The organism is Methylobacterium sp. ap11, assembly GCF_900110515.1.
GTDB lineage: Bacteria > Pseudomonadota > Alphaproteobacteria > Rhizobiales > Beijerinckiaceae > Methylobacterium > Methylobacterium ajmalii.
Map to the genome: position 1 here is coordinate 17,320 of NZ_FOEB01000035.1, position 14,608 is coordinate 31,927.

General features: G+C 68.6%; 15 protein-coding genes. 9 read left to right on the forward strand and 6 right to left on the reverse strand.

Going from position 1 to position 14,608, the window contains the following annotated elements; translation table 11 throughout:
- The first annotated feature begins 106 nt into the window (after nucleotides 1-106).
- The 9 genes from BMX97_RS29870 to BMX97_RS29910 all read left to right on the forward strand — a co-directional run bounded on the left by BMX97_RS29870 (nucleotide 107) and on the right by BMX97_RS29910 (nucleotide 8,413).
- Nucleotides 107-1,264 (forward strand): transporter substrate-binding domain-containing protein, encoded by a 1,158-nt coding sequence (locus BMX97_RS29870; protein ID WP_091754772.1) that lies wholly within the window; start codon nucleotides 107-109, stop codon nucleotides 1,262-1,264.
- A gap of 32 nt (nucleotides 1,265-1,296) precedes the next feature.
- Nucleotides 1,297-1,899, forward strand: a complete 603-nt coding sequence (locus BMX97_RS29875; RefSeq protein ID WP_048427758.1) for an ANTAR domain-containing response regulator — start codon at nucleotides 1,297-1,299, stop codon at nucleotides 1,897-1,899.
- Nucleotides 1,900-1,922: 23 nt separating this feature from the next.
- A complete protein-coding gene (locus BMX97_RS29880; RefSeq protein ID WP_091754773.1) occupies nucleotides 1,923-3,158 on the forward strand; it encodes an urea ABC transporter substrate-binding protein in 1,236 nt (411 codons plus the stop codon).
- Nucleotides 3,159-3,244: 86 nt separating this feature from the next.
- Nucleotides 3,245-4,117 carry an ABC transporter permease subunit gene (locus BMX97_RS29885; RefSeq protein ID WP_091754774.1) on the forward strand — a complete coding sequence of 291 codons (873 nt, stop codon included), beginning with the start codon at nucleotides 3,245-3,247 and terminating at the stop codon, nucleotides 4,115-4,117.
- Nucleotides 4,118-4,128: 11 nt separating this feature from the next.
- Nucleotides 4,129-5,178 (forward strand): branched-chain amino acid ABC transporter permease, encoded by a 1,050-nt coding sequence (locus BMX97_RS29890; RefSeq protein ID WP_091754775.1) that lies wholly within the window; start codon nucleotides 4,129-4,131, stop codon nucleotides 5,176-5,178.
- On the forward strand, nucleotides 5,175-5,915 hold the full coding sequence (locus tag BMX97_RS29895; RefSeq protein WP_091754776.1) for an ABC transporter ATP-binding protein: 741 nt from the start codon (nucleotides 5,175-5,177) through the stop codon (nucleotides 5,913-5,915). Before BMX97_RS29890 ends, BMX97_RS29895 begins: the two co-directional genes overlap by 4 nt.
- Complete coding sequence (locus tag BMX97_RS29900) at nucleotides 5,908-6,618, forward strand: ABC transporter ATP-binding protein (RefSeq protein WP_048427753.1); 711 nt, start codon at nucleotides 5,908-5,910, stop codon at nucleotides 6,616-6,618. The genes BMX97_RS29895 and BMX97_RS29900 overlap by 8 nt, the downstream gene beginning before the upstream one ends.
- A gap of 23 nt (nucleotides 6,619-6,641) precedes the next feature.
- The gene (locus BMX97_RS29905; RefSeq protein WP_091754777.1) at nucleotides 6,642-7,634 is read left to right on the forward strand and encodes an acetamidase/formamidase family protein; all 993 of its coding nucleotides are present in this window, start codon (nucleotides 6,642-6,644) and stop codon (nucleotides 7,632-7,634) included.
- A 17-nt stretch (nucleotides 7,635-7,651) separates the two neighbouring features.
- Nucleotides 7,652-8,413, forward strand: coding sequence for an SDR family NAD(P)-dependent oxidoreductase (locus tag BMX97_RS29910; protein ID WP_091754778.1), 762 nt, complete (start codon nucleotides 7,652-7,654; stop codon nucleotides 8,411-8,413).
- A gap of 414 nt (nucleotides 8,414-8,827) precedes the next feature.
- Here the strand turns inward: BMX97_RS29910 and BMX97_RS29915 are convergent, their stop codons facing one another.
- The 6 genes from BMX97_RS29915 to BMX97_RS29940 form a co-directional block, all read right to left on the reverse strand.
- The gene (locus BMX97_RS29915; protein ID WP_091754779.1) at nucleotides 8,828-9,301 is read right to left on the reverse strand and encodes a c-type cytochrome; all 474 of its coding nucleotides are present in this window, start codon (nucleotides 9,299-9,301) and stop codon (nucleotides 8,828-8,830) included.
- Nucleotides 9,302-9,833: 532 nt separating this feature from the next.
- A complete protein-coding gene (locus BMX97_RS29920) occupies nucleotides 9,834-11,552 on the reverse strand; it encodes an FAD-binding protein (RefSeq protein ID WP_244538715.1) in 1,719 nt (572 codons plus the stop codon).
- Nucleotides 11,549-12,319 carry an SDR family NAD(P)-dependent oxidoreductase gene (locus BMX97_RS29925; protein ID WP_091754780.1) on the reverse strand — a complete coding sequence of 257 codons (771 nt, stop codon included), beginning with the start codon at nucleotides 12,317-12,319 and terminating at the stop codon, nucleotides 11,549-11,551. Before BMX97_RS29925 ends, BMX97_RS29920 begins: the two co-directional genes overlap by 4 nt.
- Nucleotides 12,320-12,339: 20 nt before the next feature.
- Entirely contained in the window at nucleotides 12,340-13,071 is a 732-nt protein-coding gene (locus tag BMX97_RS29930; protein WP_091754781.1) for an SDR family NAD(P)-dependent oxidoreductase, read from the reverse strand.
- Between the two features lie 34 nt (nucleotides 13,072-13,105).
- Entirely contained in the window at nucleotides 13,106-13,822 is a 717-nt protein-coding gene (locus BMX97_RS29935) for an ABC transporter ATP-binding protein (protein ID WP_091754782.1), read from the reverse strand.
- Nucleotides 13,815-14,600 (reverse strand): ABC transporter ATP-binding protein, encoded by a 786-nt coding sequence (locus BMX97_RS29940; RefSeq protein ID WP_091754783.1) that lies wholly within the window; start codon nucleotides 14,598-14,600, stop codon nucleotides 13,815-13,817. The genes BMX97_RS29935 and BMX97_RS29940 overlap by 8 nt, the downstream gene beginning before the upstream one ends.
- Nucleotides 14,601-14,608: the final 8 nt, after the last annotated feature.

The window sequence follows — 14,608 nt, forward strand, 5'->3', positions numbered from 1 at the left end:
GGCGCAGGGCAACGATGCCCATTTCCGCGCCACAAGGCCCTTTCCGTCCGGCAATGTAGCCCGCAGCGCTTCGCGCTGGCGGGCTTTTTGCGTTCCGTAGGCACCGATGACTGACAGACATCGCATCGGCATCCTGTTCTCCACCTCCGGGCCTTACGGCCTCGTCGGACGCGCCATGCGAAATGGTGCCGTCCTGGCGGTCGAGGAGGTGAATGCAGGAAACCTCGGGATCACCCTCGAGCCTGACGCCTTCGACCCGAAGGGCGAGATCGCCGGCTATGCCACTGGTGCCGAGCGCTTTCTGCGTGCCGGAATTCGCCATGTCGTCGGCTGCTATACCTCATCGAGTCGCAAGGAAATCATTCCAATATTCGAAAAAATAGATGGAATTCTTTGGTATCCATCGCATTACGAGGGTTTCGAAACCTCCGAGAACGTGATCTACACGGGCGCCTCCCCCAACCAGCACATCGTACCGCTGGTCCAGTATCTGCTCGCCCGCGGTGACAGGACCGCATTTTGCGTCGGCTCGAACTATATCTGGGCGTGGGAGAACAACCGCATCTTGCGCGAAACCCTAGCGCTCTCCGGCGGGCGGGTCGCGGCGGAGCGCTACTTCGCGGTCGGCGAGACCGAGTTCGGTCAAGTGATCGAAGCCATCGTCGCGGCGCGGCCGGATTTCGTGTTCAACACACTGATCGGTGTCTCGGCCTACCGCTTCTTTCAGGAGTTGCGCCGCGCCTGCCGCGGGCGCGGTCTCGATCAGGCTCGGGAGCTTCCGGTGGCGAGCTGCAGCCTCGCCGAGCCGGAGCTCGAAGCGATCGGTCCGGACGCCGTCGACGGCCATATCAGCTCGAGCGTCTATTTCTCTTCGATCGACACCCCGCGCAACCGCGCGTTCACGGACGCCTACGCCGTTCGGTTTCCCGACGGGCCAACGCCCTCGGCCGATACGGAAGCCGCCTACATCGCCGTCCACCTCCTCGCCAGGGCTCTGGCGCGGGCGGGCGTCGGCGAGATCGCGGCGGTTCGGCGAGCAGCCAGCGAGGTCGCCTTCGAGTCGCCCCAGGGAACGGTGCGCCTCGACGAGACGACGCTGCATGCAGCCCTGACGCCGCGCATCGGCCTCTCCACGTTGGGGGCGCGCTTCACGATCCTGGCGGAGGCTCCGGCCCCGGTCGCACCCGATCCCTATCTCGTACGGTCTGCCCCTCGCATCGTCCCGGTGCTCCGGCGCCCGAGCCTGCGCGTGGTGCCATCGTGACAGGGCCGCGTCTCATCCAGAATTTCAGCGGGATGCAGGCCCACCTGATCGTGGCGCCGACGACCGCGAGCGACGCGCTCGTCGCAACGCTGATGAAGCTCGGGCTGACCGTCGCTTCATACTTGCCGGCCGGCGAGGCCTGTCCGGTCGATTGGGCGGCACTCGAAATCGATCGTGCCCTGATGATCGTCGATGGCGATCTGCCGCTGCCCGGGATCGCGGCGAGCACCGTCTCGGACCTGCCGCCGGTCCCGGTGCTCGGTCTTGTCGGCGTCGAGGCGCCAAGCCGCCTCAAGGGCCTGCTCCAGTTCGGCGCGACCGGTCTTCTGCGCAAGCCGATCCACGGCGCGTCGGTCTACGCCGCCCTGTACCTGACGATCAACGAGCACCAGCGGCGCCGTGCGCTCGAGGAGCAGCTGGCGCGCCACGAAGAGCGCCGGCGCGGACGACGCCACGTCGTCAAGGCGATCCTGCGGGTGATGCAGGAACGCAGCCTCGACGACGAGGCCGCCTTCGAGACCCTCCGGCGGGACAGCATGCGCGCCCGCCTGACGCTCGAACACTATTGCGAGGCCCTGGTGCGGGCCCGCCCCGATGTGCCGGCGCCGGCCCGGCGCATCGCCCTCCCCGAGTGAACCGCAGCACGAGGACGCCCCCCATGACGAGACCCCGCCACGGATCCCGCCTGACCGCCTTCGCAGCCGCCCTGGTGCTCGCGGGCACCGCGGCCCAGGCCGCAGAGCCGATCAAGCTCGGCGTGCTCGAGGACCAGTCCGGCGACTTCGCACTCGCTACCATCGGCAAGGTCCACGGCATCCAGCTCGCCACCGACGAGATCAACGCCGCCGGCGGCATCGCCGGGCGCAAGCTGGAACTGGTGATCTACGATACCCAGTCCGACAACACCCGCTACCAGGAATTCATGCGCCGGGTGCTCCAGCGCGACAAGGTCGCCGCCGTCTTCGCCGGCTTCTCGTCCGCCTCACGCGAGGCCTACCGGCCGATCGTCGACCAGCTCGATGGCTTCGCCTTCTACAACAACCAGTACGAGGGCGGCGTCTGCGATGGCCACATGGTGGTGACCGGGGCCGTACCCGAGCAGCAATTCTCGACGCTGATCCCATGGATGATGGAGAAGTTCGGCAAGCGGGTCTACACCATCGCGGCCGACTACAATTTCGGTCAGATCTCGGCCGAGTGGGTGCGCAATATCGTTAAGGAGAACGGCGGCGAGATGGTCGGCGAGGAGTTCATCCCGCTCGGCGTGTCGCAATTCTCGCAGACGATCCAGAACATCCAGAAGGCCAAGCCCGACATCCTCATGACGCTGCTCGTCGGCACCGCCCAGGCCTCGTATTACGAGCAGGCCGCGGCCGCGAACCTGAAAGTGCCGATGGGTTCCTCGGTCAATGTCGGTCAGGGCTACGAGCACAAGCGCTTCAAGCCGCCGAGCCTCGCCAACATGTACGTGACCACCAACTACATCGAGGAGGTCGACACGCCCGAGAGCAAGGCGTTCCTGGCCAAGTGGAAGGCGAAGTTCCCGAACGAGCCTTACGTCAATCAGGAGGCCGAGAACTCCTATCACGCGGTCTACCTCTACAAGCAGATGGTGGAGCGGGCGAACGGTTCGACGAAGCGGGCCGACCTGCGCAAGGTCATCGCGACTGGCGACGTCTGCGTCGACGCCCCCGAGGGCAAGGTCTGCATCGATCCGAAGAGCCAGCACGTCTCGCACACGATCTATCTCGCCAAGGTCGACGAGAAGCACGCCATCTCGTTTCCCAAGACCTGGACCGACATCAAACCGTACTGGCTTGGCCAGGCGGGCTGCGACCTGACCAAGAAGGATCCGATGGCACAGTACACCCCGAGCAACCCGCCCAAGCCCTAAGTATCGCGCCTCGAGTATCGAGCCCTGATCCGCTCTCCGCCGGGGCACTCGCCCCGGTCCATTCACGAGACGGTGCGTAACCCCGCATGGCCCTCCTCGATTCAGCCTTCGCCTTACTCTACCAGCTCGGGGACGCCTTCGCGTTCCTGGTGCTCGCTGCCTGCGGCCTCGCGGTTGTGTTCGGCATGATGGGCGTCATCAACCTCGCCCACGGCGAGTTCATCATGTGCGGCGCGTACGTGACCGTGGCGACGACGCGCGCCGGGCTGCCGCTGCCGCTCGGGATCCTGGTAGGTAGCCTGGTCGCCGGCGCGATCGGCATGGCGCTCGAGCGCCTGGTGATCCGCCATCTCTACGGCCGGCCCCTCGACACGATCGTGGCAACCTGGGGCGTCAGCCTGGCGGCGACGCAAGGGACGCTGATCCTTCTCGGCTCCAGCATGCCGGGCGTCGGCACGCCTCTCGGGAGCTTCTCGCTAGGCAGCTACTCCTACTCGACCTACCGGGTCGTGCTGATGCTCGCGGCGCTCGGCGTGCTCGCCGGGCTCTACCTCGCCTTCAACGCCACACGCTTCGGCACGCTGGCGCGGGCGACGATCCAGGTGCCGCACATGGCCGAGGCGCTCGGCGTCGACACCCGCAAGGTCTACGCGCTGACCTTCGGGATCGGAGCGGCGCTCGCCGGCCTTACCGGCGGGCTGTACGCCCCGACCATGACGATCGTCCCGACCATGGGGACCACCTTCATCATGGAGGCCTTCGTCACCGTGGTGGTGGGCGGAGCCGACATCTTCCTCGGCACCGCGCCGGCCGCCCTCGTGCTCGGCGCGGCGCGGGCGGTACTGACCTCCTGGCAGGGCCAGCTCTACGGGCAGATCGGTCTCCTCGTCGCGGTGATCCTGATGATCCGGGTCCTGCCGCGGGGGATCTCCGGCCTGATCCTGCGTGAGCGGGCATGAGGGATTCCACGATGCGTCGTCTTCTGCGCCGGCTCGAAGGGCCCCAGACCCTCGGCCGCGGTCCCGCTTTCTGGGCTGCCTTCGCGATCGTGCTCGCCCTCGCGATCGCCTATCCGTCCTTCGCCGACGGCTACACGGTCGGCAACACCGCCTACTTCTTCTGTTGGGTCTTCATGGCGCTCGGCCTGTGCCTGATCTGGGGCTATGGCGGCGCGCTGAGCTTCGGCCAGACCGCGTTCTTCGGGCTTTCGGGCTACGCCTATGGTGTGCTGACCCTGAATGTCGGGGCGGCCTACGGCTTCACGATCGCCGCGGTGGTGATGGCGGTGGCGCTTGCGGCCGGATTTGCCGCGCTGCTCGGCTACTTCCTGTTCTTCGGCCGGATCGGCGGCGTGTTCTTAGGCATCATCACCCTGTCGGTGACGCTCGCCTTGGAGCGCTTCATGGCGCAGACCGCCGGACCCGACTGGCGCATCGGCGCGGCCCGCCTCAACGGCTACAACGGCATGAGCGGCATGCCGCCCCTGACCGTGCCGTGGTTCGACGGCGACATCGTGCTGTTTCCCGACGTGGCGCTCTATTACGGGCTGCTCGGCCTCTTGGTGGTCACCTATCTCGGCTTGCGCATCCTGGTGAATGCCCGGTTCGGCAACGTCCTGGTGGCGATCCGCGAGAACCCCGAGCGGGCCGAGATGCTGGGCTACGACGTGCGCCGTTACCAGCTCGGCGCCTTCGTGATCGGCTCAGCGCTCGCGGGCCTGTCGGGCACGCTCTATACGGCCTGGGGCCAATACATCACGCCCTCCAGCATGGGGCTCACCGCGGCGGCGCTGCCCGTCATCTGGGTCGCGGTCGGCGGACGGAGCGACGTGACCGCCACCCTCGTCGGCACGCTCGCGGTGCTCGGCGGGTTTCAGGCACTGACGATCTACGGCAGCCAGTACGCGCTGGTAGTGATGGGCCTGCTCCTCGTCGTGGTGGTGCTCGCCGCCCCCGAGGGCCTGGTCGTCGCCCTGATGCGCGGGATCGCCCGCCTCACCCGAAAGGCAGCGGCGCGATGACCGCCATTCTCGAGACGCGCGGCCTCGACAAGCATTTCGGCGGCCTGCACGTCACCAACGGCGTCGATTTCAGCGTGGGCGACGGCGAGGTCCATTGCCTGATCGGTCCGAACGGCGCCGGCAAGAGCACCTTCTTCCGCCTCTTGATCGGCGAGTACGCGCCGGAGCGTGGCCAGGTGCTCTACCGCGGCGAGGACATCACGGCCTTGAAGCCCTTCGAGCGGGTGCGCCGGGGCCTCAGCGTCAAGTTCCAGGTACCTGGCATCTTCCCCGGCCTGTCGGTCTCCCACAACCTGGAGATCGCGCTCCAGCACCACCTCGAGGGCGCCTCGCTCTCGGCCGAGATCCGGCGGCTGCTTGATTTCCTCAACCTCGAGGAGGCCGCGGGCGAGCGGGCAGGTACCCTCAGCCACGGCCAGAAGCAATGGCTGGAGATCGGCATGGCGATCAGCCTGAAACCCCGCCTGCTGCTCCTCGACGAGCCCACCGCCGGGATGTCGACGGCCGAGACCTTCGCCACCGGCGAGATGGTGCAGGCGCTCAACCGCGATGGTGTCGCGATCCTGGCGATCGAGCACGACATGGCCTTCGTCCGGCAGATCGCCCAGCGGGTCACCGTGCTGCATGTCGGGCGCATCTTCGCGCAAGGGTCCACCGACGAGATCGTGGCGAACGAGGCGGTCGCGGCGATCTATCTTGGCGAGACCGAGGCGCCCAGGAGGAAGCAGGATGCCTGATGCGCTCCTCTCGACCACGACCTTGCGCGCCGGCTACGGCGGCAAGCCGGTGTTGCAGGGCGTCGACCTCGCCATCCGAGCCGGCGAGATCGTGGCGGTGATCGGCCGCAACGGCGTCGGCAAGTCGACCCTGATGCGCAGCCTGATCGGCCTTCTGCCGGCCGCCGCTGGAGGCATCGCCTTCAAGGGCCAGGCGGTCGAGCGGCTCGCTGCGCACAAGCGCGCCCGCCTCGGGATCGGCTACGTGCCGCAGGGGCGCGATGTCTTCCCGCGCATGAGCGTGGCCGACAACCTGACGGTCGGCGCCTCGCTGCTTCCCCCCGGCACGCCCTTCGACATCGAGGCTGCCTATGGCCCATTCCCGATCCTGCGCGAGCGCCGGGCGCAGCGCGCCGGCACGCTTTCGGGCGGGCAGCAGCAGCAGCTCGCGATCGGCCGTGTCCTCGTCGGCAGCCCATCCCTGATCCTGCTCGACGAACCCTCCGAGGGCATTCAGCCCTCGGTGGTTCAGGAGATCGGCCGCACCCTCGTCGACCTCAATCGCCGCACCGGGGTGACGGTGGTGTTCGTGGAGCAGAACCTCGACCTGATCCGCGCCATGGCCCAGCGCAGCTACGTCATGGACAAGGGCCGGATCGTCGCGGAGCTGACGGCGCGGGACCTCGACGACCGCGACCTGGTGCGGCGGCACCTCGCCGTCTGAGTAAGCGAAAGGGAGAGACGACCATGCAGTGGCTCGACCAGTCGATCATGGCGAAGAAGGGCGTGGCCAAGGGCAAGCCCGGCGCCGAGCACACCATCACGGAGGCCGAGCAGGGCCGCTATCACTACGTCTACGGGCCCTTCGTCGACCCGGTGCTGACCGTCGATCCGGGCGCCGTCGTCACGGTGGAGACCCATGACGCCTTCGAGGGCAAGATCCGCCACGAGACCGACAGCCCGACCAAGATCCTGAACTTCCCCTACCTCAACCCGCAGAACGGCCCGATCTGGGTCAACGGCGCCGAGAAGGGCGATTGCCTGGCGGTCGCGATCAAGTCGATCCGTCCGCGCGGCCCCCAGCCGTGCGGCACGACGCTGATCATGCCCGAGTTCGGCGGCCTGGTCGCAACCGGCGACACCGCGCTCCTCAACCCGTCGCTGCCGGAGCGGGTGCGCAAGCTCGAGGTCACGGCGGAAGGCGGCGTGCGCTGGAACGACCGCATCACGCTGCCCTACCAGCCGTTCATCGGCACGATCGGCACCTCGCCGGAGATCGAGGCGATCTCCTCGCTCCAGCCCGACTATTACGGCGGCAACATGGACCTGCCCGATGTCGGCGTCGGCGCGGTGATCTACCTGCCGGTCAATACCAAGGGCGCGCTTCTCTACCTCGGCGACTGCCACGCGGCGCAAGGGGACGGCGAACTTTGCGGCGTCGCGGTCGAGCACCCGACCCACACGACGGTGCAGATTGACCTGATCAAGGGTTGGACCATCCGCTGGCCGCGCCTCGAGACGGAGGACTTCTTCATGACCATCGGCTCGTCGCGGCCGATGGAGGATGCCGCCCGCATCGCCTACCGCGAACTGGTGCGCTGGCTCGCAGCCGATTTCGGCTTCGAGGAAATCGACGCCTACATGCTGCTCACCCAATGCGGTCGGGTGCGGCTCGGCAACATGGTCGATCCGAAATACACGCTGGGCGCTTCGATCGCGAAGTCGATCGCACTCGCTTGAAATCTAAGGAGAGCGTCATGGATCTCGGCCTCAAGGGGCTCCGCGCCCTCGTCACCGGCGGCACCAAGGGGATCGGCGGTGCCATCGCCGATCTCCTGGCGGAGGAGGGGGCCGCCGTCGCGCTCTGCGCCCGCAATCCGGAGGAGGTCGCCGCCAAGGTCGCGGCGCTCCGCGCCAAGGGCGTCGCCGCGACCGGCCGCGCCGTCGACGTCGCCGATTCCGGGGCACTCAAGACTTGGATCGCAGAGGCTGCGGACGAACTCGGCGGGCTCGACATCCTGGTGCCGAACGTCAGCGCCCTCGCGGTCGGCGCCGACGAGGCGGCCTGGCGCGCAGGCTTCTCGGTCGACCTCATGGGCACGGTCGCGGCGGTCGAGGCCGCGATGCCCTTCCTCGAACGCTCGACGGCGGCGTCGATCGTCGTCATCTCGAGCGTGTCGGGCCGTGAGATCGACTTCGCGGCAGGGCCCTACGGGGCCTTCAAGGCGGCTCTGATCCACTACGCGCAGGGGCTCGCCTTCCGACTCGCCGGCAAGGCCATCCGCGCCAACACGGTGTCGCCGGGCAACACCTATTTCGAGGGCGGAGTGTGGCACCGGATCGAGGAGGGCAACCCGACCCTGTTCGCCGAGGCTCTGCGCCTCAATCCAACCGGCCGGATGGCCCACCCGGATGAGATCGCTCGTGCCGCCGTCTTTCTCGCGAGCCCGGCTGCGAGCTTCGTCACCGGCACCAACCTCGTCGTCGACGGTGCGCTGACCCGGGGTGTGCAGTTCTGAGTGCTCCCCCTGCTACCAAGAGGCAGGACTCCGTTCACAGCCCTTGCGCGTCCAAGTGCAGAGCGAAATCAGAGCTGGCTGTGTATCGAAGCAGAACTGGGGCCTCGGGCTGCATCGGTTGCGAATGTCCGGCACAGATTTGTAGTCTGCCTTAGAGATGGGATCCGATCGGTGCCGATCGGGACCCCACTCGGAACCCAATTTCGAAATCAGCATCGGTGCGTCGGCTCAATTTCGCCGATGAGGACCCATATCGGCGCCGGAACACCGTCGACTTGATCGATCGTCGCAGTACCCTCGTGGCCGCCGGCCGGCCGAATCGGAACGTCATGGTGGACAATCCGCTGGGCGAGATCCCGGCGCGTCCTCTCGAGGACGGCACGATCCTCGTCGACTCCGGCGCGCCGCCGCGGGCTACCGGACGGCAGAAGGCGGGGCCGGCATCGGTCGCCTCTCGCTTCCCCGCGTCGAGCGCGTTTGCAGATAAGCGATGAGATCCGCCCGGTCGAGCGGGTCGGAGATGCCGCGAAAGCGCATGCTCGTGCCGGGCACCATCGCCGCAGGGGCGGTGAGCCATGTGTCCAGCCGCTCCGGGGACCAGACGCCGCCCAGGGACCGCAAGGCCGCCGTGTAGCCGAACCGCTGGCTGGTTTCGCCGGGTGGCTGACCCACCACGCCGTAGAGGTTCGGGCCGTTGCGGTCGCCGGCGCCCGGGCCGGCCATGTGGCAGGCAGCGCACGTCCCGAACAGCCGGCCACCCCGCGCCGGATCCGCCACCTGCATGAGATCGGGAAAACTCGGAGAGCGCCCCAGCGACCGCCGGCGTTCCTCGCCATCATCCGAGCAGCCCGCGACCAGGAGCGCGAGGGCGGCGGCCAAGAGGTGCATCGCGATCCGGGCCCGAACATGGTGGGCAAACCGGGGCTCTGGTCCGGCGGAAGCCCGGAGGACGGACACGCACGCTGCGCGAAACATGTTCGGCAACCGTCGAGATCGCGCCGGGCGGTTGCGCCAACAGCGTCTCCAGTACGCCAAGGCCGGTGCAAACCCTCCGAATACCGGGCGGCCCCAAGCGAGATCCGGATCGCCCCGAGCGCTGGATCGACCACGAAGGCGTCGCTGGAGACGACCGGCAGCCAAGGCGTACTCGAGCCCCGAACACGCCGCATGTCCTGGGATCGGGCAGGGGCCGCCGGAAATGATGCCCCTGGGGTTGTGCTTGAGCGTCGAACCCCTGGAGAACCTCGCTGCCGCAGCCGTTCCGACATCGGCAGGTTCGGGTCCAAGGGCGATCAACGAGGACACGACGGTTTGCATGCGATCAGGACGAAGCCCTTGCGGCGATGTCGGACACTGCCATTGGGTCGGGATCCCGGCCGGAAACCGTCCTCCCGCTCGGCAGCGTATCACGCCTCCGACGTCACGCCCCGGCCAGGTGGCGGCCGGCGAGCCAGCCGAAGGTGAGGGCAGGTCCCAGCGTGATGCCGGGACCCGGATACGTCCCGCCCATGACCGAGTTCATGTCGTTGCCGGCGGCGTAGAGGCCGGGGATCGGTTCGCCGTTGCGGTCGAGCACGCGGGCGTTCTCGTCGGTCACGATCCCGCCGGCGGTGCCGATGTCGCCGGGATAGACCCGCACGGCGTAGAACGGCGCCGTCTCGACCGTACCGAGGCAGGGATTGCCGTCCTTGATCGTCGGGTCGCCGAGGTAGCGGTTGTAAGCGTCGCCGCCCTTGCCGAACGCCGCGTCCCGTCCCTCCCGTGCATCGCGATTGAACGCCGCGACGGTCTCGCCGAGGACGCCGCCGTCGAGGCCGAGCTGGCGCGCGAGATCGTCGAGGGTGCGGCCCTCGACCAGGTAGCCGGCCTTCACGAGCTTTCGGAACGGGCGCCCGCCGGGCAGCGCGAGACCAAGTCCCCAGCGCCGGAGAAAATCCGCGTCGCAGATCAGGAAGGCCGGGATGCTCGGCACGCTCCGGTGGCTCTCGTGCATGGCGAGGCCGAACTCGTGGTACGAGGTCGACTCGTTAACGAAGCGCCGGGCCGCGCCGTTGACTGCGATCAGGCCCGGTTTCGCCCGCTCCCAGACGAGGTGGGGGTAGCGCAGGACCGTGCCATCGGGCTTCTCAAGGAGCGAGACTGGCGCGTGGAAGACGTTCGCGGCGTTCTCGCTGCGCACGACGGCGCCGGCCGCCTCGCCGAGCCGCAGGCCGTCGCCGGTGTTGTCAGCCGGCGCCATCGACCACGGACCGACCGGATGCGGCAGCAGAGCGGCGCGGCGCTCCGGATCGTGCGGGAAGCCGCCGGTGGCGAGCACGACACCGCGCCGTGCGCGGATCGCGACCTCGCGCCCCTCACGTGCGACCACGAGGCCGACGACCCGTCCGCCTTCGACGAGGAGGCGCCGGGCGGGACTGTCGAGCCAGACCGGGACCTCACGGTCGAGGACGCTCTGGTAGAGCCGAGCCGCTAGCGCGTTGCCGAGGACGAGGCGGGTGCCGCGATGATGGCGCAGGCGGTCGGCGGCGTAGCGCGCGACGAGTCTCATCCCGTGCCTCCACGATGCGAGAGAGCGCGTCACGCCTAGGAGGTGGTAGACGTCGGTCATCGTCACCATCATACCGCCGAGCACCGTGAACTCGGGCAGCGGGTCGCGCAGGGTCCCGAAATGCCGGCCCAGGCGCCGGCCGTCGAAGGCCACCGGGTCCATTGCGCGTCCGCCGAGCGAGGCGCCCTCGGCGTCGGGGTAGTAGTCCGGCGAGTAGGCCCGCGCCGCGAGCCGCAGTTCGGTGTTCCGCTCGAGATAGTCGAGCATCCTCGGCCCGGCCTCGAGATAGGCGAGCTTCATCGCGTCGCTCGACCAGTTGCCGACGATGCGGTCGAGGTAGAGTTTCGCCCGCTCCACATTGTCGGGATGGCCGGCTGCCGTGCCGCGATCGGTATTCGGGATCCAGACCGCCCCGCCCGAGACGGCGGTCGACCCGCCGACCTTGTCGGATTTCTCGACGATGATTGCCGCGAGCCCCTCGATCGAGGCAGTGAGCGCGGCGCTCATGCCGCCGGCACCGGCGCCGACGCAGATCACGTCCGTCTCGAGATCGAAGGTCGCCGGGGGGGCGTCGGCTGCCGGCCCGCTCACAGCGCGTCGCCCCGGCGCGAGTAGTTGGTGACGCTCCAGCCGCCATCGACCGCCAGCACGTGGCCGCTGATATAGGCGGCGTCCTCCGAGCACAGGAAGTGGATCGCGTTCGCGACGTCCTCCGGCCGGCCGAGCCGCGGGAAGGGGATCGGGTCGATGTTGAGGGCCTGGAAGCGCGCATCCGTGTCGATGCGCTCGCGCGTGAGCGCGGTCTCGATCACCCCGGGTGCGACGGCGTTCACACGGATTCCCTTCGGGCCGTAATCGGCCGCCATCTGGTGGGTCAGCCCGACGACCGCGGCCTTGGTGGCGGCGTAGGGCGCGACCCGCGGATGGCCGAACAGCCCGAACACCGAGGCGAGGTTGACGATCACCCCCCGGCCCGGCGTCAGGTGCGGCAGAGCCTCGCGCGAAAAGCGGAACAGCGCGCGCAGATTGATGTCGACGTAGCGGTCCCACTCCGCATCGCTCGTCTGGTCCGCCGCCTTGGCGTTGCCGATGCCGGCGTTGTTCACGAGCCAGTCGAGACGGCCGAAGTGCCGAAGCGCTGCCGCGATGGCGGCGCTCGGTGCGTCGTCGGCGGTGACATCCTCAACGAGGAGCGCGACAGCCTCGGCGTCGCCCGCCAGGCGGCGGGTCTCCTTTAGTCCCGCCTCGTTGAGATCGACGGCGAGCACTCGCGCACCGGCACGCACGAAGCGCAGGGTGGTGGCGCGACCGATGCCTGAGCCGGCACCGGTGACGAGGGCGACGAAGGGTTCGGTCATGGCGCGGGCTCCCGGGACGATCAGACGGCCGTTCCGCCGAGCGACTTGCCGCCGTCGACGAACAGGACCTGGCCGGTGATGAAGTCGGTGCGGGGCGAGACCAGGAAGGACACGGCATTGGCCACGTCCTCGGGTCGGCCGGCCCGGCCGGTCGGTTGCAGGGCGAGCTGCGCGGCGATCCGCTCGGGCGTCATCTGCTGCAGGAGCGGTGTCTCGATGAGGCCGGGCGCCACGGCGTTGACCAGGATCCCGCGCCGGATGACCTCCATGGCGAGCGCCCGGGTCAGGCTGACGACGGCGCCCTTCGAGGCGACGTAGTCGACTTGGTTGAGCGCTCCAAGATAGGCCCGCGAGGCGATGTTGACGATCCGGGCGCCGGGTTCCATCCGGGCGAGGGCAGCCTTCGCGAGGAGGAACGGCGCGATGGCGTTGACCTCGTAGGCGCGGCGGAAATCCTCGGACGTCGTCGCCGCGATGGGCTTGTCGCGGAAGAAGCCCGCATTGTTGACGAGCGCCCGCAGCGGCGGGAGGTCGTCGACGAGGGCCGTCACCGCCGCCTCGTCGGTGACGTCGAGCTGGCGCGCCTCGGCCCCGAGGTCCCGCGCGCGCAGCGCGTCGGCCACCGCTTCGGCGCGTGCGGCGTCGAGGTCGGCCACGACGACATGAAAGCCATCCTCGGCGAGGCGCTCGGCGATCGCCCGTCCGATGCCGCTGCCGGCCCCGCTGACCAGGGCGTAGGATCTTTCGCTCATGGAGGGTCTCCTTGCGGAAGGCTGTTCCGGCTGCTCAGGTGCCGAGATAGGCCGCGCGCAGGCTGTCGTCGGCGGCGAGAGTGGCCGAGGGGCCTTGCGCTGCCACCTCGCCGTTCTCCAGGATGTAGGCATAATCCGAGACGGCGAGCGCCACGGCGGCGTTCTGCTCGACGATCAGCAGGGTGAGCCGCTCGTCGCGGTGCAGTCGCACGATGATGTCGAAGATCTGCTGGACCAGCAGCGGCGACAGGCCGAGCGACGGCTCATCAAGGAGCAGGAGCTTGGGGCGCGCCATCAGGGCGCGGGCGATCAGCAGCATCTGCTGCTCGCCGCCTGACATTGTGCCGGCCATCTGCCGGAAGCGCGTGGCGAGGATTGGAAAATACCCGGTCATCACCTCGATGTCGCGGGCGATGCCGGCCTTGTCGCGCCGGCCGTGAGCCCCGATGACCAAGTTCTCGTAGACGGTCATGTCGCGGAAGATCTCGCGCCCCTCCGGCACCTGCGAGATCCCGGCGGCGACGATTGTGTCCGAGCCGAGACCGCGCAGGGACCGGCCGCCGAGGCGGACATCGCCGCGGGTCGGCGCGACGATGCCCGAGATGACGTTGAGCGTCGTGGTCTTGCCCGCCCCGTTGGCGCCGAGAAGCGCAACGACCCCACCCTCCGGCACCCGCAGGCTCATGCCCGACAGGGCCTCGATGCGGCCGTAACCGGCGGAGACGGCGTCGAGTTCGAGGAGATCAGCCATGCGCCGCCTCCCTGTGGTTGGACTCGCCCGGCTGCTTGGTGCCGAGGTAGGCCTCGATCACCCGAGGATCGCCGCGCACCGCCTCTGGCGTACCCTCGGCGATCTTCTCGCCAAAGCTCAGGACGGTGATCCGATCGGAGATCGACATGACGAGCTGCATCACGTGCTCCACCAGCAGGACGGTGATGCCGCGGTCCTGGTTCAGCCCGGTCAGGATCGCGTCCAGGCGCTCGATCTCGCGCGAACGCAGGCCTGCGGCCGGCTCGTCGAGGAGCAGCAGCGTCGGCGACAGGGCCAGCGCCCTGGCGACCTCGAGGAGCTTCTGGCGCCCGAAGTCGAGACCGTTCGCTTTCGTGTCCCGGCAATCCCTCAGGCCCGTGCCCTCCAGGATCTCCTCCGCCCAGGCCCGGGTCCTGGGCGAGCCCGGCCGGAGACGGTCGACCAGCCGGGTCTCGTGGCGCGAATAGGCACCGAGCATCACGTTCTCGAGCACGGTCAGCTCATTGAAGAGTTCGAGGTTCTGAAAGGTGCGGGCGATGCCGAGCCCCGCCATGGCGTGGGCGGGCAGCCCGGTGACGTCGCGCCCGTCGAAGCGGATGCGCCCCTCCGTCGGCCGGTAGATTCGTGAGACGCAGTTGAACACGGTCGACTTGCCGGCGCCGTTCGGGCCGATCAAGGCGTGGATCGTCCCGCGCGCCACGCTCATCGACAGGCCATTCACCGCCGTGAGGCCGCCGAAGCGCATCGTGACGGCGTCGAGGGTGAGGAGATCGTCCATCGCGCGCC

Bases quoted from the DNA above. Each gene is read 5' to 3' on its own strand.
- BMX97_RS29890 (WP_091754775.1), top strand. From the start codon at position 4,129: ATGCGTCGTCTTCTGCGCCGGCTCGAAGGGCCCCAGACCCTCGGCCGC.
- BMX97_RS29940 (WP_091754783.1), bottom strand. From the start codon at position 14,600: ATGGACGATCTCCTCACCCTCGACGCCGTCACGATGCGCTTCGGCGGC.
- BMX97_RS29895 (WP_091754776.1), top strand. From the start codon at position 5,175: ATGACCGCCATTCTCGAGACGCGCGGCCTCGACAAGCATTTCGGCGGC.
- BMX97_RS29900 (WP_048427753.1), top strand. From the start codon at position 5,908: ATGCCTGATGCGCTCCTCTCGACCACGACCTTGCGCGCCGGCTACGGC.
- BMX97_RS29915 (WP_091754779.1), bottom strand. From the start codon at position 9,301: ATGCACCTCTTGGCCGCCGCCCTCGCGCTCCTGGTCGCGGGCTGCTCG.
- BMX97_RS29905 (WP_091754777.1), top strand. From the start codon at position 6,642: ATGCAGTGGCTCGACCAGTCGATCATGGCGAAGAAGGGCGTGGCCAAG.
- BMX97_RS29935 (WP_091754782.1), bottom strand. From the start codon at position 13,822: ATGGCTGATCTCCTCGAACTCGACGCCGTCTCCGCCGGTTACGGCCGC.
- BMX97_RS29930 (WP_091754781.1), bottom strand. From the start codon at position 13,071: ATGAGCGAAAGATCCTACGCCCTGGTCAGCGGGGCCGGCAGCGGCATC.
- BMX97_RS29925 (WP_091754780.1), bottom strand. From the start codon at position 12,319: ATGACCGAACCCTTCGTCGCCCTCGTCACCGGTGCCGGCTCAGGCATC.
- BMX97_RS29880 (WP_091754773.1), top strand. From the start codon at position 1,923: ATGACGAGACCCCGCCACGGATCCCGCCTGACCGCCTTCGCAGCCGCC.
- BMX97_RS29875 (WP_048427758.1), top strand. From the start codon at position 1,297: ATGCAGGCCCACCTGATCGTGGCGCCGACGACCGCGAGCGACGCGCTC.
- BMX97_RS29910 (WP_091754778.1), top strand. From the start codon at position 7,652: ATGGATCTCGGCCTCAAGGGGCTCCGCGCCCTCGTCACCGGCGGCACC.
- BMX97_RS29885 (WP_091754774.1), top strand. From the start codon at position 3,245: ATGGCCCTCCTCGATTCAGCCTTCGCCTTACTCTACCAGCTCGGGGAC.
- BMX97_RS29870 (WP_091754772.1), top strand. From the start codon at position 107: ATGACTGACAGACATCGCATCGGCATCCTGTTCTCCACCTCCGGGCCT.